Genomic DNA, 23447 nt, shown 5'->3' on the forward strand with positions numbered 1-23447 from the left:
GCACCGTCCCTCCCACAGGTATTACCTATACCTCAAAGGGCCTTACCAGAAGCGTTGCTGGGTCAGGCGGCTCCACCAGGTCAGCAGCACCCGATCTACCGAACCGCTGGCCGCCAGGCCCACCCGTTCCTGCAGGCTTTTACGCTCGGCATAGTGCAGGTGGAACACTTCGGCGGTCTTGGCCTTGGTGGCCAGGTATTCGTCGCTGGTTTGCAGTTCGTCGACCAGTTGCTTATCCAGCGCGGCAACACCCAGCCACACCTCTCCGGTCGCTACGTCATCAATCGCCAGCTGTGGGCGATAACGCGAGACGAAGTTCTTGAACAGCTGATGGGTGATGTCCAGGTCTTCCTGGAACTTCTCGCGGCCTTTCTCGGTGTTTTCGCCAAACACCGTGAGGGTGCGCTTGTACTCGCCGGCGGTCAGTACTTCAAAGTCGATGTCGTGCTTTTTCAGCAGGCGGTTGACGTTGGGTAACTGCGCCACCACGCCAATGGAGCCGAGGATGGCAAACGGTGCGCTGATGATCTTCTCGCCGATGCACGCCATCATGTAGCCGCCGCTGGCCGCGACCTTGTCGATGCACACGGTCAACGGCACGCCCGCCTGGCGGATACGCGCCAGTTGCGACGACGCCAGGCCGTAGCTGTGGACCATGCCGCCGCCGCTTTCCAGGCGCAGCACCACTTCGTCCTTGGGCGTGGCCAGGCTCAGCAGCGCGGTGATTTCATGGCGCAGGCTCTCGGTGGCCGAGGCCTTGATGTCACCGTCGAAATCCAGCACGAACACCCGTGGCTTGACCTCGGGTTTCTTCTTGCCGTTCTTCTTTTCGGCTTTGCTTTCGGACTTGCGCAGGGCCTTGAGCTGCTCCTTGTCGAGCAGGCTCGACTCCAGGCGCTCACGCAGGCCCTTATAGAAGTCATTGAGCTTGCTGACTTGCAGTTGGCCGGCGGCTTTGCGACGCCCTTTACTGCGCAGTGCCGCGAAGCTGATCAAGACCACCAGAATAGCGACCACCAGGGTGACAGTCTTCGCCAGAAAGCTCGCGTATTCAGCCAAAAAATCCATGTGTCTCCTTAACAATGCACGGCGCCAGGCGCGGATTGCCCAAGCATACCGACGGGATCGCCGGGCGGCCAGTGCTCAAACCGCCAGCAGGAACGCGCTCCAACGAGCTTTTAAAACAAGCGTATGTTTTTTCATTGACAGCACCCTGGCATCCTCATAACCTCGCCAGACTTTCAACGTACCGGGAAAACGGACGTGGGCAGCATCTATTTGATTCGACATGGCCAGGCCTCCTTCGGTGCAGACGACTATGACGTGCTATCGCCCGTCGGCGTGGAACAAGCGCAAGTGCTCGGCCGCCACCTGGCGGATATGGGCCTGGTGTTCGACCGCTGCATCGCCGGCGACCTGCGCCGACAGCAGCACACCGCCACTGCCGCCTTCGATCAATACTGCACCCTCGGCCTGCCGGTGCCTGCATTGGAAACCGACAGCGCCTTCAACGAATTCGACGCCGACGCAATCATCCGCGCCCTGCTCCCCGACCTGCTCGGCAGCGAACCCGACGCCCTGGACATCCTGCGCAACGCCGCGCAAAACCGCAGCGAGTTCCAACGCATCTTCGCCCTGATCATCGAGCGCTGGCTGGCCGGCACCTATGACACCCCGGGGCTGGAAAGCTGGCTGGGGTTCGTCGAGCGCGTCCAGGGTGGCCTGCAACGCATTCTGGAAGCGGCGAACAACACGCAGAAGATCGCCGTGTTCACCTCCGGCGGCACCATCACCGCCCTGCTCCACCTGATTACCCGGATGCCTGCCGCCCAGGCCTTCGAACTGAACTGGCAAATTGTTAACACCTCGCTCAACCAGCTGAAATTCCGCGGTCGCGAGGTGGCACTGGCTTCCTTCAACAGTCACACCCACTTGCAACTGTTGAAGGCGCCGCAACTCATCACCTTCCGATGAAGTGCGGCCAACCGTGACCCCAAGGTCACTGGACTCACCATAAAAGGATCGAAACCATGACTGACGTAGCTAAAGCCGTAGAAGCAATGAAAGCCAAATTCAACCCAAGCGCTGCCGAAGGCTTGGACCTGGTGTTCGGTTTCCGTATCGACGACACCAAGAACTTTTCCCTGGTAGTCAAAGACAAGACCTGCGAACTGCTGGAAGGCGAAAACCCGGACGCCCAAGTGACCCTGGTCATGGACAGCGAGACCCTGGAGGGCATCGTCGACGGTTCCACCGACGGCATGCAGGCCTTCATGGGCGGCAAGCTGCGCACCGAAGGCGACATGATGCTGGCCATGAAGCTGAGCGAACTGTTCCCTTCCTGATTCACGGGCAACCCTGAATCTCTGTGGGAGGGGGCTTGCTCCCGATGGCGGTTTGTCAGTCGCGTCATCAGTTGACTGACCCACCGCTATCGGGGTGTAGAACCGTAGACATCGTTTACATCTGAAACCGGGGACATCGTTTACACATTTGAGGCCTGGACGCGGGTCATACCTCGTCCAAGCCTCCCCAAGGGATAATCACACAGGTACAAATCCCAAGCTTCATCTTCAGCTTCTTTGAGCCCTATCCTTTCCCCGGACAGCGCCTCGCTGATAAATACCAACTTGCCGTTCCACTTGATCGATCCGTCCTGCCTGACGCTTCGAACTTTCATTTCTGCCGGATATTCCACATCGGGCAAGCATCCTGGATAAATTCGGGTGGACGGCACATACAAGTCTCCCGGACGTTTCATGCCGAGCGCTTCGTGAGGGCGTACGTAATTAAACTCATGCCTGAAATGCTCCAGCAAAAGCTGCTGCTCGACTAAGTTTTTCCCTAAGGGCAACTCAAGTTTCAAGCTACGGTGCATTCGTTCATGGCGACCATTCTGGGCGGGTCTTCCCGGCATGGTTCGCTCGGGATAAATACCCAGCCGAATCCACCAAACTGCCAGTGTGGATATTCTTGCCAGGCCAGGAGAGGCGAACGGTACCCCGTTGTCCGAACGGATAACTTCCGGCATGCCGTACTCCTGAAAAAGCCTCTCAAAGGCCTGTTTTACAGGCTGGGTCATGATCTTGGGATGGGCCCTGCACGCTAAAATCAGCCGCGACGCATGGTCTGTGACGGTCAAAGGGAAGCACATCTGAGCATTAAGCATCTTGAACTGCCCTTTGTAGTCAGCACACCACGTCTTGTTAGGTTCGTCGGCCTTTCGCATTTGTGCGTGGGAAATGCTGTGTCGGCGTTTGAAGCGCCGCTTTTTGACGAGCCCAAGTCGGTCAAGCCATTGACCGGCCGTACTTGGAGAGGGCCAGGTGACGGAGGGATCTTCCAGCCGTAATAGCTCGAGAAGCTTTTTCGGCCCCCATTTATCGTGAGCCTCCTTCATCGCGACTACACGGGCCAAAATCTCGTCGTCGGTTTTATTTGGGCTGTTGTGAGGTCGCCGGGACAGTTCGGATAAAGACCTCAAATCGCCGTCGTGCCGGGCAATCCACTTATCGACGGTAGGTCGGCTAACGTCAAAGCGGCGTGCCAACTGGCTTTTGGTGAAGTTGCCAGAAAGCCAATCAGCTACCAGCTTGATTCTTTGATTCATGGGGGACTCTTGGTTCCAGGGCATGATCAGTTACCTCCTGATCATGCGTATTAGCCTGTAAACCATGTCCCCGGTTAGAAATGTAAACGATGTCCCCGGTTTGTACCGGGGCAAGCCCCCTCCCGCATTTGGGCTGTAGCAGCAACGCCACCAACGCACTCCATCCGGTCTGGTGCGAAGCCCCCAACCCCCGCCCCGTCTCGCCATGGAAATACTCATGGAACAACACCAGCTCACGACTGGCCGGGTCCGCCTCCAACTGCGCATACCCCGCCATCGACGGTCGTGAACCGTTTTCATCCCGCAGAAACAGGCGTGTCATCCGCTGGCTGAGGCTGTCGGCCACGTCCTCCAGGGATGCCAGATACCCGCTGCCCGTGGGGTATTCCACCGAGAAGTTGTCCGCGTAGTAGCGGTGAAATTCGCGCAGCGATTCGATCAGCATGTAGTTCACCGGCATCCACAAGGGCCCGCGCCAGTTGGAATTGCCGCCGTACAGGCGCGAGTCGGATTCACCCGGCTGGTAACGGGCGCACAGGGTGTCGCCATTCATCTTCAGCGCCAGTGGCTGCTCGGCGAACGCCTTGGACAGGGAGCGCACGCCAAAGGCCGAGAGGAATTCGTCGTCATCGAGCATGCGCCGCAGCAAATCCTTGGTGCGCTCGCCACGCAACAGCGCCAGCAACAGGCGATTGCCCTGCCCCGGTTCGTTCCAGCGCGACACCAGTTTGGCCAGGTCCGGCCGGTGATGCATGAAACCCAACAGCCGTTCACGCAACCCTTCCAGCCCCTCGTGTTCGCGTTGCTCCAGCACCAGCACGGCAAACAACGGCATCAGGCCGACGATGGAGCGCAGCCGCACCGGCTCGTTCTGGCCATCGGGACGGTGCAGTACGTCGTAGAAGAACAGGTCCTGCTCGTCCCACAGGCCTTCGGCGCTGTCGTCGACGCGGTTGATGGCGCCGGCGATATACAGGAAATGCTCGAAAAACTTCACCGCGATATCGACATACACCGCATTGCGCTTGGCCAACTCCAGGCCGATACGCATCAAGTCCAGCGCATACGCCGCCACCCAGGCGGTGCCGTCGGCTTGATCGAGCTGATAACCCGGCGGCAACGCGGCCGAGCGGTCGAACAAGGCGATATTGTCCAGCCCCAGGAAGCCGCCCTGGAACAGGTTGCGACCCTCAGCGTCCTTGCGGTTGACCCACCAGGAAAAATTCAGCAGCAGCTTGTGGAAAATCCGCTCGAGGAAATCCAGGTCGCCCACACCGGTCAGCGCCTTGTCCTGCTGGTACACGCGCCAGCTGGCCCAGGCATGCACCGGTGGGTTGGCGTCGTCGAAACGCCATTCATAGGCCGGCAGTTGGCCGTTGGGGTGCATGAAGCGGTCCTTCACCAGCAACAACAGCTGTTGCTTGGCATACCCCGGATCGATCAGGGCAAACGCCACCGCCTGGAAACCCTGGTCCCAAGAGGCGTACCACGGGTATTCCCAGGTGTCGGGCATGGAGAGGATGTCGAAGTTGGACAGATGCCGCCAATGGGTATTGCGGATATGCAGGCGCTCGGGCGGTGGCGCGGGCTGGGCCGGGTCGCCGTCGAGCCACTGGTTCACATCGAAATAGTAGAGCTGCTTGGACCACAGCAAGCCGGCCAGGGCCTGGCGCTGCACATTGCGCGCATCGTCATCGGCGATGCCTTGCTGCAAGGCGGCGTAGAAGTCATCGGCCTCCTGGCGCCGCTGTTCAAACAGTTTGCGCGCGTTGACCTCGGGCGCGTCCACGGGCGCAAAGCGCAGGTAAAGGCTTTGGCTTTGCAGGCCCGCCAGTTCAAGGATAAAGCGCGCGGCCACCTTGGTACCGGTGTCGCGGCGAATCGCAGCGTCCAGCCCTTCGACCACGTAGTCGTTGATCCCGTCCTTGAAAGGCCCCGGCGCCGGTTGCCCGTCGAGCAGCGGGAAGTTGCTTTCGTTCTCACAGAACAGCCATTCCAGGCCCTCCTGGCCCCAGGCGCTGAGATGCCGATCGGGCAGTTCATGATGACGGGCCAGCACGTATTCGCCGTCCAGCCTCAACTGCGGCTTGGGTGCATCAAAAGTCCAGCTCCAGTCATTGCGCGCCCACACCTGCGGCAGCACCTGCAGGCGCGTCGGCTGTTGCGAGCGGTTGTGCACGGTGACGCGCATGAAGATATCGTCGGGCTGATGCTTGGCGTATTCGACGCTGACGTCGCAGTAGCGGTTGTCTTCGAACACACCGGTATCGAGGATCTCGTACTCGGCATCGCCCAGCCCACGGCGGGCGTTTTCGGCGATCAGGTCGGCGTAGGGAAAGGCGGCATGGGGGTATTTGTAGAGCATGCGCATATAGGCATGACTGGGCACACCGTCGACGAAAAAGTACAGTTCCTTGACATCTTCACCGTGATTACCCTCGGCATTATTCAGGCCGAACAGGCGTTCCTTGAGGATCGCGTCGCGCTCGTTCCACAGGGCCAGGCCCAGGCACCAGCGTTGCGCCTTGTCGCTGAAGCCGGCCAGGCCATCCTCGCCCCAGCGGTAGGCGCGGCTGCGTGCATGTTCATGGGGGAAGTAAGCCCAGGCATCGCCGTCGGCGCTGTAGTCTTCGCGCACCGTGCCCCATTGGCGTTCGCTCAGATAGGGGCCCCACTCGCGCCAACGCTCGGCCTCCGGCGTCGCCAGGCGTTGGCCTTCGATCGTGTCCAGTATTCGGGTGTCGGGTGTGGCCGTCATCGGGTCCTCCATCGCCTACCAGGTGAGGAGCAGTGTAGAGCCCAATGACGCCCGGGTGCACATGAAGACTTAGAAGATGGCGTAGGTGTAGTTGAAGATCAGGCGGGTCTGGTCCTGGTCGGCGGTGCCGGTGTTTTTGCCGTGATAGGTGCCGGTACGCAAGGTGGTACCAAAGCCTTTCAGAGGACCGGCCTGCACCACGTAGTCCAGGCGGAAGTCGGTTTCGTTTTCTTTCTGGTCAGGGCCACCGGCGACCTTCGACTTGATATCCGTACCGTCCAGGTAGGCCACGGACGCTTTCAGGCCCGGCACGTAGGCCTTGAAGTCATACGCGTACTGCCCGAAGTTGACCTGCTCGCCCGCCCGGGAGAACTGGCCCACCACCGCATCGGTGAACAGGTAGAAGTCGCTGCCGCCGGCGCCTTGGGCGTGGGGATCGGCAAGGCTGCCCTGGTTGACCCAGACAAAACCACCATCGTCACCCACGCCAATGTGGCCAAGCATCAGGCTGCTGCCGCCCAGTTGGTAGGTGAACGCGGCACTGTAGGTTTTGTTGTCCACTTCGTTGGCGTGCTTGGCGTAGCCGCCGTTGTTGTTGAACTGGTAGCCACTCTCGCCATTCTTGCCGTCGCTGCTGCTGTCGAAGTAACGCAGGTCGGTCTTGAACGACTGGTCGTTGCCCAGGGGCAGCACGTGGACCAGGCCGACGTAGTTCTGTTTGTAGAAGTCCTGCAACTGGGCGTAGTAGTACTGCAACGTCAGGTTTTTTGCGATGGCGTTGTCGGACGAACCAAACGGCTTGTAGTCCACCCCACCGAACTTGAAGCTGTCGCTGTCGCGCGTACCGCCGGCCACGCTCAAGCCCGTGGAGTTGCTGGAGGCACGGCCTTCGGCGCGGTTCAGCTCGCCGCCGGTGAAGGTGACGTTGGGAATATCGTTGGAGGTGAGGATGCCGCCGTCAAAGGTTTGCGGCGCCACGCGGCTGTCGTTGGAGACCAGGATCGGCAACACCGGCGCCAGGCCACCACCGACATGCAACTCGGTCTGGGAAATGCGGAACTTCACGTTGCCGGCCGCGCGACCGAAGGCATCGGCCGGCTCGGTGCCGTTGTTTTTGGTCGGGAAGAAGCTGTTGCCATTACCCGCCAGGCCCGGGCCTGCGGTGTGACCATCGCCGCCGTCCAGACGCAGGGCGCCGAAGGCCATCACGTCGAAACCCAGGCCAACGGTGCCTTGGGTGAAGCCGGATTTGTAGTCGAAACGCAGCGCGGTGGCCGCTTCACGCAAGTCGTTGTTGGTGCCCGAGCGGTTATCTGCGCTGTAGTACATGGTCCGCGAACTGACGGACGCATGGCTGTCTTCGAGAAAGCCGCTGTGGCCATTGCCTGTGCCCAGCGAGCCGAGCCCGAAGTCATCAGCGTAAGCCTGTTGTGCAAGAACGGCGGCGGTGATCGACAGCGCCAGTGTAGAAATTTTCATTAACTGCGGCCCCTGAATGTTTTTTTATCGTGTTTGGCGTGCAAACCCACTGTCGGCTCTGCAAACGTGACGATTCTTTCATGCCGGCCAGGGCGGACCTCGTGAAGCTTTCTTTAGAAAAGGGCCTGGAAAATGAAATTTCCCTGCCGCCGTTTTTTGTCATATTCACGTCATTTCATTCATTTGCAGAATGAAGTCCAGAGGATTCTTCGTTTGCACGCCCGCCCATAGCCCAACAAAATCCAGGCATCGACCGCGCCCATCAGCATCGTCATCAGGATTTTTTCTATGCACAGCACCGCACATGTCAGCCCCGACGAGATCCGCAAGGGCTTTTCCAAGGCCATGTCCGACATGTACCGAGATGAAGTTCCGCTGTATGGCGCACTGATGGAGCTGGTCGCCGCCACCAACGCCCGCGTACTCGCCAGCGAACCGGGCCTGGCGCAACAGCTGCAACGCACCGGTGAGATCCAGCGCCTGGACATGGAGCGCCATGGCGCCATCCGCCTCGGCACCGCGGCGGAACTGGCGACCATCGGCCGCCTGTTCGCGGTGATGGGCATGCAGCCGGTGGGTTACTACGACCTGACCCCTGCCGGCGTCCCGGTGCATTCCACGGCGTTCCGCGCCGTGCACGAAAGCGCGCTGCAGACCAGCCCGTTTCGCGTGTTTACCTCATTGCTGCGCCTGGAGCTGATCGAAAACCCCGAGCTGCGCGGGTTCGCCGAAACCGCCCTGGCCAAGCGCTCGATATTTACCCCCCGCGCCCTGGCGCTGATCGAACAAGCGGAGAAGGACGGTGGCCTCAACGCTGCGGATGCCGATGAGTTTGTGCGCCAGGCCCTGGAAACCTTCCGCTGGCACCACACCGCGACCGTGACCGCCGCGCAGTACCAGCAACTCAGCGACCAGCACCGCCTGATCGCCGACGTGGTGGCCTTCAAGGGCCCGCACATCAACCACCTGACCCCGCGCACCCTGGACATCGACCAGGTCCAGGCCGCCATGCCCGGCAAGGGCATCACCCCCAAGGCCGTGATCGAAGGGCCGCCCCGCCGCCAGTGCCCGATCCTGTTGCGCCAGACCAGCTTCAAGGCCCTCGACGAACCCATCGCCTTCACCGATGCCCAGGGCAGCCATAGCGCGCGTTTCGGCGAAATCGAACAGCGTGGCGTGGCGCTGACGCCCAAGGGCCGCGCGCTGTACGACCAACTGCTGAATGCCGCGCGCGACGAACTGGGCGCCTTCCCCAACGAGGGCAATGCCGCGCGCTACATGCAGTTGATGGAGCAGCACTTCCAGGCCTTCCCGGATAACCACGGGCAGATGCGTGAGCAGGATCTGGCCTACTTCCGCTACTTCGCCACGGAGAAAGGCCTGGCGGCACGCGGCCAGGCCGATCAACCGCGCACACTGGAGGCACTGGTCGCCGCCGGCCATGTGGCTGTCGAACCCTTGGTGTATGAGGATTTCCTGCCAGTGAGTGCGGCGGGGATTTTCCAGTCGAACCTGGGGGATGGGGCGCAGAGTCACTACGCGGCCAATTCGAACCAGGCCGAATTCGAGAAGGCCCTGGGGCGCACGACTGTCGATGAATTGAAGGTGTATGGCGAGACGCAGCAGCGCTCCATAGATGAATGCACCCGGACACTGCTGGTGTAAAAACGGAGAGTGCCCACCCGGCTCACCGGCGCAATCCTTGCGCCGCAACAGTCCCCAGGGCCGGGCGGGCGAGCGGGATCATAGACAGTGGCGTGAATGATGTCCCTAAGACAATCCTGAATAAATACGCTGTGCTTTTTGTAGGAGCGAGCTTGCTCGCGAAAAACTTGAGAACGCCGCGTTAAATCAGAAGAGCTGCGTAATCGTTGACGTTCTTCGCGAGCAAGCTCGCTCCTACCGGTGGGTCAAGATTTTCATTTAACCCAATCGCCCCACAATCTCGTCCTTGACCAACAGGCGTTTCTTCTTCAGCTTCTCCACCTCCTCATCGCTGGCCTTGGCCGATTCCGCCTTCAGCACCTCCCCATCGGCCGCATCGTATTGAGTGAACAGCGAGTCCAGGCGTTTGTCGTTCGCCCTGCGTTCGTGAACGGCTTCCTTGCTCAACCCCAAATCCTGATACAGGTCGTGTTTCACTGGCATGGCGTACCTCCGCATGTTGATCAATGGCTTACCCCCTTGAAGCTAGCCCATTCCAGCCGGTCTTGTCATGTTCAGGGTCAATCCATCCCCGTTCGTCGTGGCGCGGGCAATGGGATCAAACCTTTGCCACACCCAGCCCTCCACTGTAGATCGCCACCCGAGGGAGAACGGTTTCATGACTCATGCTGCCACCGCTGTCGACACCCAATGCATTAACACCCTGCGCACCCTGGCCATGGACGCCGTGCAGAAGGCCAACTCCGGCCACCCCGGCACGCCCATGGGCCTGGCGCCGGTGGGGTATACGCTGTGGAGCCGCTGCCTGCGCTACCACCCCGAGCATCCCGACTGGCCCAACCGTGACCGCTTTGTGTTGTCGGTGGGGCATGCGTCGATGCTGCTGTATTCGCTGCTGCACCTGGCCGGTGTGGTCGAGATCGATGCCCACGGCAAACGTTCGGGGCAACCGGCGATCAGCCTGGACGATATCAAGCAGTTCCGCCAGATGAGTTCCAAGACCCCCGGCCACCCCGAGTACCGCATGACCACCGGCGTGGAAACCACCACCGGGCCGCTGGGCCAGGGCTGCGCCAACAGTGTCGGCATGGCCATGGCCGAGCGTTGGCTGGGCAAGCGTTTCAACCGCGACGGCCAGGTGCTGTTCGACTACAACGTCTACACCCTGTGCGGCGACGGCGACGTGATGGAGGGCATCAGCAGCGAAGCCGCGTCCATGGCCGGGCACCTGAAGCTGGATAACCTCTGCTGGATCTACGACAACAACACCATCAGCATCGAAGGCCACACCGAGCTGGCCTTCAGCGAGGACGTGATCAAGCGCTTCCAGGCCTATGGCTGGCACACCGTGCACGTCACCGACGCGAATGATTTGCAGGCCTTGAACGAGGCGCTGAACACCTTCAAGGGCAACACCGGCGCGCCGACCCTGATCGTGGTCGACAGCGTGATCGGCTACGGTTCGCCACACAAACACAACACCGCCGCCGCCCATGGCGAGCCGTTGGGCGATGAGGAAATCCGCCTGACCAAGGCCGCGTATGGCTGGCCGCAGGATTCCAGCTTCCTGGTCCCCGATGAGGCCCGCACGGTGTTGCGTGACGCCCTGCTGGAGCGCAGCCAGCCGTTGTATGACGCCTGGCAGCACAGCCTGTCGCAGCTGCAGCAGCACGAGCCGGAACTGGCCGAGGAGTTGCGCCGCATGCGTGCCGGCGAAATGCCGGAGCGTTGGCAGGATGACCTGCCCGGTTTCGACCCCGACGGCAAGGGCGTGGCCAGCCGTGCCGCCGGTGGCGAAGTACTGAATGCCTTTGCCCGGCAGATCCCGTGGCTGCTCGGCGGCTCGGCGGACCTGTCGCCCTCGACCAAGACCAACCTCACCTTCGACGGTGCCGGGCGTTTCAGTGCCGACGACTACAGCGGGCGCAACCTGCACTTCGGCATCCGCGAACACGCCATGGGCGCGATTGCCAACGGCATGGCGCTGTCCTACCTGCGGCCGTACACCTCGACGTTCCTGGTGTTCAGCGACTACATGAAGCCGCCGATCCGCCTGGCCGCGATCATGGAGTTGCCGGTGGTGTTCGTCTTCACCCATGACTCGATTGGCGTGGGCGAAGATGGGCCGACCCACCAGCCCATCGAACACCTGACCCAACTGCGCGCCACGCCGGGGTTGCTGACCCTGCGCCCCGGCGACGCGAATGAAACCCTGGAAGTGTGGAAGGTCGCGCTGGCGCAGACCCACCGGCCAAGTTGCGTGGTGCTGTCCCGCCAGCCCCTGCCGACGCTGGATCGTACGAAGTACGCAGCGGCATCGGGGGCGGCCAAGGGCGCCTATGTGTTGGCGAGGGCGGATGATCCTCAGGTGATTCTGCTGGCGAGCGGCAGTGAAGTCAGCCTGGCGGTGGCCGCGTATGAGCAATTGAAAAGCGCAGGGATTGCCGCGCAGGTGGTATCAATGCCCAGCTGGGAACTGTTCGAAGACCAGGACCAGGCCTACCGCGACAGCGTGTTGCCGCCGGCAGTGAAGGCCCGGGTAGTGGTGGAACAGGCCGGGCCACTAGGCTGGGACCGCTATGTCGGCCAGACCGGCGCCAAGGTAGTGATGAACAGCTTCGGCGCATCGGCGCCGCTGGCGAAGTTGCAGGAGCAGTTCGGGTTTACGGTTGAGAATGTGGTGAAGCAGGCCAGGGCACAGATCCAACTGACCTAACGCTGAGCAAAATGTGGGAGGGGGCTTGCCCCCGATGGCCATAGGTATCTACACAACTCTTAAAGGCTGACACATAACTCTGTGGTGAGCGGGCTTGTCCCGCGTTGGGCTGCGCAGCAGCCCCAGTAAAGCAGAATGCGGTGTATCAGAAACTCCATAGCGGCTGTTTTGGGGCCGCTACGCGGGACAAGCCCGCTCGCCACAGGGGAACTCGCCGGTCTCTGAAAATTGTGTAGATACCTATGCCCCGATGGCGGTGGCTCAGTCAAATTATTAGCGACTGACACTCCCTCATCGGGAGCAAGCCCCCTCCCACATTTGGACTACATCGCTTGTCAGAGCAGCTCTCGGGCCAGGAATGGCGCGGTGCGGCTGGTTTTGTTTTTGGCCACCTTCTGCGGTGTCCCACTGGCAACCACCTTGCCGCCCAGGTCCCCGGCTCCCGGTCCGATGTCGATCACCCAGTCACTCTGGGCCACCACACGCATTTCATGTTCCACCACGACCACCGTATGCCCCCCATCCACCAGTTGATTGAGCTGGCTGAGCAGGCGGTCGACGTCCCGCGGATGCAGTCCGGTGGTGGGTTCGTCCAGCACATACAACGTCGCGCCCCGGGCATTGCGTTGCAGCTCGGTGGCCAGTTTGATGCGTTGCGCTTCGCCGCCGGATAGTTCCGTCGCCGGCTGCCCAAGGCGCAGGTAACCCAGGCCGATATCCCGCAGCACGTGCAGTGAACGCAGTACCCCAGGTTGCTCGGCGAACACCTCCACCGCTTGTTCCACGGTCAGCCCCAGCACCTGGGCGATGCTCAGGCCTTGCCATTTGACGGCCAGGGTTTCAGGGTTGTAGCGCGCGCCGTGGCAGGTCGGGCACGGGGCGTAGACGCTGGGCATGAACAGCAATTCGACGCTGACAAAGCCCTCGCCTTCGCAGTTCGGGCAACGGCCCTTGGCGACGTTGAAGGAGAACTGCCCGGCGTCGTAATCGCGCTTCTTCGCCGCTGGCGTGGCGGCAAACAACTTGCGCACGTTGTCGAACAAACCGGTGTAGGTCGCCAGGTTGGAGCGCGGGGTGCGGCCGATGGGTTTCTGGTCCACCTGCACCAGGCGGCGAATGTGCTCCAGACCGGCACTGATGCGCCCGCCGCTGATTTGCGGGGCGTCGTCTTCCAGGCTCGGCTCTTCGTCGTTTTCCACCCGGCTGCCGAGGCCGCTGCCCACCAGTTCCAGCAGCGCCTGGCTGACCAGGCTGGACTTGCCCGAGCCGGAAATACCGGTGACCGCCGTAAAGCAACCCAACGGGACATCCACGCTCAGGTCCTTGAGGTTATTGCGCGTCACGCCTTCCAGGCTCAGCCAGTTGCTGGGTTCACGGCGCGCCGGGTTCCCAGGGCGCTGGTCGGCGAACAGATAGGCCCGGGTCTGCGACGCCTCAACGTCCGCCAGACCGGCCGGTGGCCCGCTGTACAGCACGTGCCCGCCATGCTCGCCGGCGGCCGGGCCCACATCGATCAGCCAGTCGGCGCGGCGCATGGTTTCCAGGTCATGCTCCACCACAAACAACGAATTGCCCGCCGCTTTCAAGCGTTCGAGCGCGGTGAACAACGCTTCGCCATCTGCCGGATGCAAGCCTGCCGAGGGCTCATCCAGCACATAGATCACGCCGAACAACTGCGAGCCCAATTGCGTGGCCAAGCGCAGGCGCTGCAACTCCCCTGACGACAGGGTCGGCGTGCTGCGCTCCAGGGACAGATAGCCCAACCCCAATTCGATCAAGGTACTGACCCGCTCCAGCAGATCCTCGGCGATGCGCTGGGCCGCCAGGCGTTTTTCCACCGACAGCTTCATCTTGTCCTGCCCCGCCGCCACCGGCCGCAACAACGCGGCCAATTGCGTCAATGACAGTTGCGACAACTCGCCAATGTCCACCCCGGCAAACTTCACCGACAGCGCCGCCCGGGTCAGCCGCTTGCCCTCGCACAACGGGCAGGCGCTGCCCTGCATGAACTGCGACACGCGCTTCTTCATCAGCGCGCTTTGGGTGTGGGTGAAGGTGTGCAGGATGTAGCGCCGCGCGCCGCTGAACGTGCCCTGGTAGCTTGGCTCCAGCTTGCGTTTCAGTGCATCGCGGGTTTGCGCCGGGGTGAAACCGGCATACACCGGTACGGTGGGGGTTTCTTCGGTGAACAGGATCCAGTCGCGCTGTTTTTTCGGCAGGTCGCGCCAGGGAACATCCACGTCATAGCCCAGGGTCACGAGAATGTCGCGCAGGTTCTGGCCCTGCCACGCCAGGGGCCAGGACGCCACCGCGCGCTGGCGGATGGTCAGGGACGGATCGGGCACCATCAGCGCCTCGGTCACTTCATACACACGGCCCAGGCCATGGCATTGCGGGCACGCGCCCTGGGGCAGGTTCGGCGAAAAGTCCTCGGCATACAGCATCGCCTGTCCCGGCGGGTAGCTGCCGGCACGCGAATACAGCATGCGGATCAGGCTCGAGAGGGTGGTCACACTGCCCACTGAGGAACGCGCACTCGGCGTGCCGCGCTGCTGCTGCAACGCCACGGCGGGCGGCAGACCTTCGATGCTGTCGACATCCGGCACGCCGACCTGATCGATCAGGCGCCGTGCATAGGGCGCCACCGATTCGAAATAGCGGCGCTGGGCCTCGGCATACACTGTGGAAAATGCCAGGGACGATTTGCCCGAGCCGGAGACGCCGGTAAACACCACCAGGGCATCCCGGGGAATGTCCACGTCGACGTTCTTCAGGTTGTGTTCGCGGGCGCCGCGCACCTTTACGAATCCAAGGTGCTGGGCAGTGATCGGAGGCATGTTGCGCTGTGACGTCATGAACAACCTTGTCTGGCGGTGAGCACGCTGCGCAGCCGTTGCGTCAGGGCCTCGGGGCTGTAGGGTTTGCTCAGCAAATGAATGTCAGCGCTGAGCAGGTGATTGCTGGAGAGGATGTCGCGGGTGTGCCCCGAGGTGAACAGCACCGCCACCGGCGGCGATTGGACGCGGGCCCACTCGGCCAGGTCAGTGCTTTTGATACGGCCGGGCATCACCACATCGGTGAAGATCAGGTCGGGCCGCACGCCGTCCTGCAAGGCTTGCATCGCGCGGTCGCCGTCTTCGGCGGTCAACACCGTGTAGCCTGCCTGTTCGAGCAGATCCACCACGGTCACCCGCACATCCTCGTTGTCCTCCACCACCAGGATGGTCTCCTGGCCCATGTCGTGGGGCACGGGTTCTGAGTGAGTCTCCTGGACTTCTTCGCCCAGGCTGCGCGGAAAGTACATTTGCACCACGGTGCCCTTGCCCTCCTCGCTCCACACGTCCACATGCCCACCGCTCTGGCGGACAAAACCAAACACCATGCTCAAGCCAAGGCCGGTGCCGTGGCCATCGCGTTTGGTGGTGAAAAACGGCTCGAACACCCGCGACAGGATCGCTGCCGGCATGCCCACGCCAATGTCGGTGACGGCCAGGCGCACATACTCGCCTGGCTTGATGCTTTTGCCGCGGCAATCCTTGGGGTTGAGGATGATGTTTTCGCCGGTGATGCGAATCACGCCTTCGCCTTTCATGGCGTCGCGGGCGTTGATCGCCAGGTTGAGCAGCGCATTTTCCAACTGGTTGCGATCGACGTTGATGCACCAGGAATCCTGGGGCAACTGCACGTCGATATGAATGGTTTCACCCAACGCACGTTGCAGCAGTTCGCCCAGCCCGGCGTAGATGCGCTGCGGGTTGTACACGGCCGGTGACAACGGTTGGCGCCGGGCAAAGGCCAGCAGTTGCGAGGACAGTTTGGCGCCCCGCTCCACCGCTGCAATGGCCGCCGTGACCCGCCGCTGCACCTGGGCATTCTCCGGTTCATGGCGGGCCAGCAGGTGCAGGTTGCCGGCGATCACTTGCAACAGGTTATTGAAGTCGTGGGCCACGCCACCGGTCAGGCCACCAATGGCTTCGAGCTTTTGCGACTGGCGCAGTTGGTCTTCGGCGGCGGAACGCGCCTGGACTTCGGCGGCCACGCGCTGCTCCAGGTTATGGGTCAATTCCTGGCGCACGCGTTCGGAATGCACGTGGGCGGTGGTCTCCACCACAATCGCCAGCACACCGGCCGGTTGCTGGTTATCCCCGGCGACGGGGCTGTAATAAAGATCCAGCCACACCGTTTCCGGCTGGCCGTTGCGCAGCAGTACCAGGTCTTTGTTGTTGAACGACAAGGTGCCGCCGGCCAGGCAGGTGTCCACCACATGGCGGTTGAAGTCGGCGACTTCCGGCCAGCCCAGCTCCACCGGCGTGCCGAGCAAATAAGGATGGCGGCCACCGGCAAACACCGAATAGCTGTCGTTGTAGATCATGTACCCCGCCGGCCCCCAGAGCATCACCATGGGCACGGGGGATGCCAGCATCATCTGCACGGTACAGGCGAGGCTGGTGGACCAGCGGTCAAGGGGTCCCAGGTCGGTGGTTGACCAGTCAAATGCGCGAATGCGCTGGGCCATTTCGCCGGCCCAACCTTCACAGCCGTGGGGGTCGGATAAGAATTGCATCGTTCGGCTCTGCGCAGAGAAAGGACGGTCGCAAAATTTGGAACGTATCAAGGGGCGATGGTTTCATTTTGTATAAATTAGGGGGTAATCACCGCCGGCGCTACCCGCCTCAGTGAAAATCCCGGCTGCGCACCGTGATGCCGTCCAGCAGTGGCGTCAGGTCGGTCAGGCGCCCGGCGATCAGGTGTCGCACCTCGCCCACCGCCTCCCAACGCCCGTCCACCTTGAGCAATCGCGACCCCACCAGGGCCTGGCGCTGACGTTCGGCCAGGTCGCGCCAGACCACCACGTTGAGGTTGCCGAATTCATCTTCGAGGGTGACAAAGGTCACGCCACTGGCCGTGCCGGGGCGCTGGCGACCGGTGACCAGCCCGGCGACGCTGACAGTGCGCCCGTGCTCCACCGCCTGCAGTTCATTCGAGCTGCGGCAACGCCGTTTACGCAGCTCGGCGCGCAGCAGCGCCAATGGGTGCGGGCCAAGGGTGGTGCCAAGCGTGGCGTAGTCGGCGTGCAGATCCTCGCCCACCGTCGGTTTCGGCAGTTCCACCCGCGCCTCATCGGGGCTGGACAGGCCGGCGAACAAGCCAAGCTGCTTATGCACCCCTGCCACGGCCCAGCGCGCCGTATGCCGGTTGCCGGCCAGGGCACGCAAGGCCCCGGCATCCGCCAGCAACACCTGGGTGCGCGCATCCAGCCCGGCGCGGGCGTCCAGATCGGCAATATCCCTGAACGCCCGGCGCTGACGTGCGGCTTCGATGCGCCGCCCATCCTCTTCGCGAAACCCCGAGATCATGCGCAACCCCATGCGAATCGCCGGTTGCTGGCCATCGATGGGTTCCAGGCTGCAATCCCAGTCGCTGGCCTGCACATCCACCGGGCGGATCTGCAAGCGATGGCGCCGCGCATCCTGCAGGATCTGGTCCGGGCTGTAGAACCCCATGGGCCAGCTGTTGATCAACGCACAGGCGAAGGCCGCCGGCTCATGGCATTTGAGCCAGCAACTGGCGTAGGTCAGCAAGGCGAAACTGGCGGCGTGGGACTCGGGGAAACCATAGCTGCCGAAGCCCTTGATCTGTTCGAAGATCTGCGCGGCAAAAGCCTCGGTGTAGCCATTTTTCAACATGCCGGTGCGCAGGCGTGCTTGATGCGGTTCCAGGCCACCGTGGCGTTTCCAGGCGGCCATGGAACGGCGCAACTGGTCGGCCTCGCCGGGGCTGTAGTCGGCGGCGACCATGGCGATCTGCATCACCTGTTCCTGGAACAGCGGGATGCCCAGGGTGCGCTTGAGCACCGCCTCAAGCTCCGGCGACGGATAGGTGGTGGGCTCCTCTTCGTTACGTCGGCGCAGGTAGGGATGCACCATGCCGCCCTGGATCGGCCCGGGGCGCACGATAGCGACCTCGATGACCAGGTCGTAGAATTTTTGCGGCCGCAATCTGGGCAACATCGACATCTGCGCCCGCGACTCGATCTGGAACACGCCGATGGTGTCGGCCTTGCTGATCATCGCGTAGGTGGCCGGGTCCTCCTTGGGGATCGTCGCCAGGGAAAAGTCCAGATGGCGATGGCGCCGCAGCAGATCGAAACAGCGGCGGATCGCGCTGAGCATGCCCAGGGCGAGAATATCCACCTTGAGCAGGCCGACCGCATCGAGGTCATCCTTGTCCCACTGGATGATGGTGCGCTCGGCCATGGCGGCGTTTTCCACCGGCACCAGGGTATCCAGTGGGTATTCGGAAATCACGAAGCCCCCGGGGTGCTGGGACAGGTGCCGGGGAAAACCGATCAGTTGCTGGGTGAGCGTCAGCACACGGCGCAGGATCTGGCTGTCCGGGTCGAAGCCGCTTTCGCGCAGGCGTTCCAGGGGCGGCGCATCGTCACTCCAGCGCCCGCAGCATTCGGCCAGCGCGTTGATCTGGTCCGGCGGCAAGCCCAGGGCCTTGGCCACATCGCGCACCGCACCGGCGGCGTGGTAACTGCTGACCACCGCCGTCAGCGCCGCGCGGGTACGGCCATAACGCTGGAACACGTACTGCAGCACTTCTTCGCGACGTTCGTGCTCGAAGTCGACGTCGATGTCCGGCGGCTCGTTGCGTTCCTCTGACAGGAAGCGCTCAAACAGCGTACTCGTCAGGCTCGGGTCGATCTCGGTGATGCCCAGGGCAAAACACACCGCCGAGTTGGCTGCCGAGCCCCGGCCCTGGCACAGGATCGACCGGCTGCGGGCGAAGCGCACGATGTCGTGCACCGTGAGGAAGTAGCTTTCGTAACCCAGTTTGCTGATCAATGTCAGCTCGTGATGGATCTGCTGCAAGGTCTTGGCGTCGACCCCGTGCGGCCAGCGCCGGGCGATGCCTTCGTCGGTGACGGCGCGCAACCAGGATTCGGCATCGTGGCCCTCGGGCACCAGCTCGCGCGGGTAGTGATAGCGCAACTGGCCAAGATCGAAGCGGCAGCGCTGGGCGATGGCCAGGGTTTCGTCGAGCAGCGCCTGCGGGTACAGCGTGGCCAGGGCGTCGAGGCTGCGCAGATGCCGCTCGCCGTTGGGGTGCAGGCGCGTGCCGGCGTCGGCCACCGGCACGTGATGGCGGATCGCGGTCATGGTGTCTTGCAGGGCGCGGCGGCCACGGGCATGCATATGCACATCGCCGCAGGCCACCGCCGGAATCTGCAGGCTGGCGGCCAGGTGCAGGCGTTGCTCCAGATGCCGCGCATCGTCCTGGCCGCAGTGCAGGTGCACCGCCAGCCACAGGCGTTCGGCGAAGGTACGGCGCAGCCAGTGGATGGAGGCCTGGGTGTCACTGTCTTCGGCGACCCACAGCGCCAGCAGGCCGGGCAACGGCTGCTCGAAGTCTTCCAGCAGCAGGCGGTAGCGACCTTTTTCAGCCCGGCGTCGGGCCACGGTGATCAAGCGGCACAGGTGCTGGTAGCCGCTGAGGTCCTGCACCAGCAGCACCAGTTTCGGGCCGTTTTCGATGCGCACTTCGCTGCCGATAATCAGCGGCAAGCCCACCGCCTTCGCCGCCTGCCAGGCCCGCACGATGCCCGACAAGGTACATTCATCGGTGATCGCCAGGGCGCTGTAGCCCTGGCGCTTGGCCCGCTCGAACAACTCCAGGGCGCTGGAGGCGCCGCGTTGGAAGCTGAAGTTCGACAGGCAGTGCAGCTCGGCATAACTCATGGCCACCGCCGCCTGTAGGAGCGAGCTTGCTCGCGAAGCGCGTTAACGATGACGCGGGAGCCCTGGGTCATCGCGGTGCCCTTAGGTTTTTCGCGAGCAAGCTCGCTCCTACAGAGGGCCGGTTGCAGCCTATGGGGGCTCATGCGAACCAGCCCTGCAGCCACAGCCCATCGCTTTGCCCCACGCAGCGATAGGCCCAGCCTTGCTGGCCGGCGCGGGTCTGGATCAGGTAGTAGTCGCGGCGAATATCAGCACCGTCCCACCAGCCGGATTCGATGCGCTCCGGGCCCATGAGGATCTGCACGCCCTGCTCGGCCAGCAAGGTCGGTTCGTCAAGCAACCAGCCGGGACGCCGCACCTTGTTCAAGGTGGCGCACGGGCTTTTATCCGCCGCCATTTGCCAGGCGCATTCGGGGCGATGGTCGGCATGGAAGCGCAGGCCTTGCACCGCCTCATCCCCCAGGCGTGCACGCAGGCGTTCGCGCAGTTGTTCCCACGGCAGGGTCTGTTGCGGGCGATCGTCGAACAGGTCCTGGCGTTGCGGCACGAACACCGGCAGGTCCTGGGCCACCAGGCGAAAACCACGCACCGGCGAGGTGACTTGCACGTGCTCCAGGCGCCCACGGGCCAGTTCGAACAGCATCGCCGGCTCACGCTCGGCGCTCAGCAGGCCGACCTTGATCACACTGTCCGGTGCATCGGCATGTTCCAGGTGCAGGTCGAAACGCTGCACGCCACTGTCACGGCCGCAGAGGAACGCCGAGAGGTCGCCGGTCAAACGGCGCAGGGGGAATAACAAGGCCTGGTGGGATTGCACATCGAAATTCAACTCGATGCGCACATCGAACTGGTCCGGCGGCTGATAGAACGCCAGGGCCAACGGCCGTTGCCCGGTCAAGGCATCGAGGTGCTTGAGCAGGCCGGCATCAAAGCGCCGCGCCAGGGTGTGCCGGGGCAACGCCTGCACCTGGGCCAGGGTACGCAGGCCCATGCGCGACAACGCGGTGGCCACCTGCGGGTCGAGGCCGGCGCGGTCGATGGGCAATGGCGCCAGGGCCTGGAGCAACCCCTCCTCATCGACCACGGCCAGGCCATCGTAGAGATTGGCCAGCACCCGCGCCGCCGCCGGGTTGGGCGCGGCGACGATACGGTGACGAAAGCCCAGCTCGGTCAACTCCTGGCGCAGGCGTGCCTCGAACCGAGGCCAGGGCCCGAACAGGCCCAGGCTCGATTCGATCTCGAACAGCAAGGCACGCGGGTAATACACACTGACCTGGGAGCTGAAGCGGTAGGCCCAGGCGGCGAGAAACTGCTGCCAGCGCTCGATCTCCACGGGGTCGTATTCGGCACTGGCAAAGGTCTTGGCCAGGGCATGGGCGGCCGTCAGCGATTGCCCCGGGCGCAGGCCCAGTGCGCGGGCGGCGTCATTGACGGTTTGCAGCACGCGCCGCTGCGGTGTGCCGGCCAGCAGCGCCAGGGGTTGGTCGGGCTCGGGGTGCAGGCGCTGCACCCCGTCCAGCGCCAATTGCGGGAAGACAATACACACCCAGCGCATGGCAACCTCAGTGCCCCGCCAGTGCAATCGGCGCCGGATGAGCCAAGCCACCCCGGCACTTGAGCACCCGCACCCGGGCAGGTTTGGCCTCGACGGCCAGGCGCAGGGCGGCGGGCGAAGGGTTGATCGCTTCACTCAAGGCGCGCCAGGCAAACGCCAGGGTCTGCCCGGTTTCCGCGGCCACCTGCAAGCGACGCAAGGCGCGGTCATCCGCCTTGCGCGGCCAGCACAGCACCGCGCCGCAACTGCCGGAGCGCAGGCATTGTTCCACCGCCCACAGCACATCCCGCGCCTCGGCCTGGACCACCGACAGCTGGCGCAAATCCACCCCGGCGTTCTGCCATGCGTGGGGGTACGGGGTATAGGGCGGCGCCACCAGCACAATGCGCTCCCCCGCCGCCGATAATCGCGCCAGGGTCGGCAGCACCAGTTGCAGTTCGCCGATACCGTCCCTGGCCATCAGGATTTCGCTCAAGGCCGACTCCGGCCAGCCGCCCGTGGGCAGCACCGCATCCAGCGCCGCCAGCCCCGTAGGCTGCACGCTGGCCGGAGGCGCGACAGGCCGGCCTTTCCAGACGCGGCCGCCATTGAACAGCGTATCCAGTGCAACCACGGCGCCCATCAGCCTTGCCTCACCAGGCCGCAGAACACCCCTTCGATGGCCAGGTCCTGGTCGGGGCCGACCACGATAGGTTCGTATGCGGGGTTACGCGGCAGCAGACGCACACGCTCGCCACTGCGCTCGAAACGCTTGATGGTGACTTCACCGTCCAGGCGCGCCACCACAATCTGCCCGTTCACCGCTTCGGCACTGCGGCGCACACCCACCAGGTCGCCGTCGAGGATGCCGTCCTCGATCATCGAGTCGCCTTGCACCCGCAACAGGTAATCCGGGGTTTTCGCAAAAGTGGCGGGGTCGAGTTGCAGGCGGCTGTGCACGTCGGCATCCGCGCCGATGGGCCGGCCGGCTGCCACTCGGCCGAGTACAGGGACATCCAGCCACTCCGGGCGCGGGGGCTGGTTGAGCAAACGAATGCCGCGCGCCTGGTTGGGGTTGACCTCGATGAAACCGGCTTCGGCCAGGGCCACGACGTGCTTGCGCGCGACGCTGCGGGAGGCAAAGCCGAACGCCTCGGCGATCTCGGCGAGGCTGGGGGGTTGGCCTTGCTGCGCGATACGGTCGCGGATAAAGGTCAGGATGGCGGTGCGGCGGGGGGTCAGGGTCGTCATGGAGTACATTTGTACTCTTCTGGGAAATTTCTTACAAGAGCCGGTAGTCGGGGTTGAGTTGACTGAGTACATATCCGTTATTCAGGTAACGGCATACCTGATGTATGCAGATCAAATGTGGGAGGGACGGTGCGACGATTCGACTTGCCCCCGATTGCAGTGGGTCAGTACCAAATCCATCAACTGACACGCCCTCATCGGGGGCATGGGTATCTACACAATTTTCAGTGGTCTGTGGCGAGGGAGCTTGCTTCCGTGGCGGCCTTCGGGCCGACCATGTCGTTGGGTTTGACCGAGTACATATCCGTTGCTGCGGTCACGGCTGATATTGGTTCCGCCCTTACGGCGGCTCACTTTTGGAAAGGCCCAAAAGTAAGCAAAAGGCCTTCGCCCCACCACTCGGTACCTCGCCTAGGCTCGGTATGCCCGAACGCAGGCTTGAATCCGTGGGCCGCCGTCATGGGCCATCCCTGGCCCAGGACGGCTAACCCGGCGTCCTGCCGGGTTACCCACGGATTCAAGCCTGCGTTCGGCCAGCGTGGTTGACGGGGCGCCTAGGATCAAGATCAAAAGCCAGAGCAAAAGCAGAGCAAAAGCAGGCTGAGGTCTACCTGCTGGATGGAGATCCAAATGTGGGAGGGGGCTTGCCCCCGATGAGGGAGTGTCAGTTGATGGATTTGGTACTGACC

General features: G+C 63.0%; 14 protein-coding genes and 1 pseudogene. 4 read left to right on the forward strand and 11 right to left on the reverse strand.

Annotated elements, in window-relative coordinates:
- Nucleotides 1–42: 42 nt before the first annotated feature.
- Nucleotides 43–1068 (reverse strand): protease SohB, encoded by a 1026-nt coding sequence (sohB, locus tag BLW22_RS16040; protein ID WP_065927176.1) that lies wholly within the window; start codon nucleotides 1066–1068, stop codon nucleotides 43–45.
- Between the two features lie 195 nt (nucleotides 1069–1263).
- On the opposite strand from sohB, the gene BLW22_RS16045 reads away from it, so the two are divergent.
- Nucleotides 1264–1974, forward strand: coding sequence for a histidine phosphatase family protein (locus BLW22_RS16045; protein WP_074847015.1), 711 nt, complete (start codon nucleotides 1264–1266; stop codon nucleotides 1972–1974).
- A 56-nt stretch (nucleotides 1975–2030) separates the two neighbouring features.
- Entirely contained in the window at nucleotides 2031–2345 is a 315-nt protein-coding gene (locus BLW22_RS16050; protein ID WP_065927178.1) for an SCP2 sterol-binding domain-containing protein, read from the forward strand.
- Between the two features lie 140 nt (nucleotides 2346–2485).
- On the opposite strand, the gene BLW22_RS16055 is transcribed toward BLW22_RS16050, so the two are convergent.
- From BLW22_RS16055 to BLW22_RS16065, 3 genes and pseudogenes are all read right to left on the reverse strand, one after another.
- Nucleotides 2486–3634, reverse strand: coding sequence for an integrase core domain-containing protein (locus tag BLW22_RS16055; RefSeq protein ID WP_065924691.1), 1149 nt, complete (start codon nucleotides 3632–3634; stop codon nucleotides 2486–2488).
- Between the two features lie 103 nt (nucleotides 3635–3737).
- Nucleotides 3738–6368 (reverse strand): annotated as a pseudogene (locus BLW22_RS16060) (MGH1-like glycoside hydrolase domain-containing protein); the annotation flags it as partial.
- 69 nt (nucleotides 6369–6437) lie between these two features.
- Entirely contained in the window at nucleotides 6438–7847 is a 1410-nt protein-coding gene (locus tag BLW22_RS16065) for an OprD family outer membrane porin (protein WP_065927180.1), read from the reverse strand.
- A gap of 288 nt (nucleotides 7848–8135) precedes the next feature.
- Here BLW22_RS16065 and hglS point away from each other — a divergent pair, with 288 nt between their 5' ends.
- Nucleotides 8136–9512: a 2-oxoadipate dioxygenase/decarboxylase HglS gene (gene hglS / locus BLW22_RS16070; protein WP_065948186.1), complete on the forward strand. Its 1377-nt coding sequence runs from the start codon at nucleotides 8136–8138 to the stop codon at nucleotides 9510–9512.
- A gap of 258 nt (nucleotides 9513–9770) precedes the next feature.
- Here hglS and BLW22_RS16075 read toward each other — a convergent pair whose 3' ends face one another.
- On the reverse strand, nucleotides 9771–9995 hold the full coding sequence (locus BLW22_RS16075) for a DUF465 domain-containing protein (RefSeq protein WP_027608652.1): 225 nt from the start codon (nucleotides 9993–9995) through the stop codon (nucleotides 9771–9773).
- A 175-nt stretch (nucleotides 9996–10170) separates the two neighbouring features.
- Between BLW22_RS16075 and tkt the strand changes: the two genes are divergently transcribed.
- The gene (gene tkt, locus BLW22_RS16080) at nucleotides 10171–12228 is read left to right on the forward strand and encodes a transketolase (RefSeq protein WP_074847016.1); all 2058 of its coding nucleotides are present in this window, start codon (nucleotides 10171–10173) and stop codon (nucleotides 12226–12228) included.
- Between the two features lie 335 nt (nucleotides 12229–12563).
- On the opposite strand, the gene uvrA is transcribed toward tkt, so the two are convergent.
- From uvrA to lexA, 6 genes are all read right to left on the reverse strand, one after another.
- Nucleotides 12564–15083, reverse strand: coding sequence for an excinuclease ABC subunit UvrA (gene uvrA / locus BLW22_RS16085; protein WP_074847017.1), 2520 nt, complete (start codon nucleotides 15081–15083; stop codon nucleotides 12564–12566).
- Entirely contained in the window at nucleotides 15080–16792 is a 1713-nt protein-coding gene (locus tag BLW22_RS16090) for an ATP-binding protein (protein WP_074847018.1), read from the reverse strand. The genes uvrA and BLW22_RS16090 overlap by 4 nt, the downstream gene beginning before the upstream one ends.
- A 109-nt stretch (nucleotides 16793–16901) precedes the next feature.
- Entirely contained in the window at nucleotides 16902–19973 is a 3072-nt protein-coding gene (locus BLW22_RS16095; protein ID WP_074847019.1) for an error-prone DNA polymerase, read from the reverse strand.
- Nucleotides 19974–20112: 139 nt separating this feature from the next.
- The gene (locus BLW22_RS16100) at nucleotides 20113–21528 is read right to left on the reverse strand and encodes a Y-family DNA polymerase (RefSeq protein ID WP_074847020.1); all 1416 of its coding nucleotides are present in this window, start codon (nucleotides 21526–21528) and stop codon (nucleotides 20113–20115) included.
- 7 nt (nucleotides 21529–21535) lie between these two features.
- A complete protein-coding gene (gene imuA, locus BLW22_RS16105; protein ID WP_074847021.1) occupies nucleotides 21536–22150 on the reverse strand; it encodes a translesion DNA synthesis-associated protein ImuA in 615 nt (204 codons plus the stop codon).
- Nucleotides 22150–22767 (reverse strand): transcriptional repressor LexA, encoded by a 618-nt coding sequence (gene lexA, locus BLW22_RS16110; RefSeq protein WP_027608659.1) that lies wholly within the window; start codon nucleotides 22765–22767, stop codon nucleotides 22150–22152. Before lexA ends, imuA begins: the two co-directional genes overlap by 1 nt.
- Between the last annotated feature and the right edge of the window lie 680 nt (nucleotides 22768–23447).

The organism is Pseudomonas marginalis, assembly GCF_900105325.1.
Lineage (GTDB): Bacteria > Pseudomonadota > Gammaproteobacteria > Pseudomonadales > Pseudomonadaceae > Aquipseudomonas > Aquipseudomonas marginalis.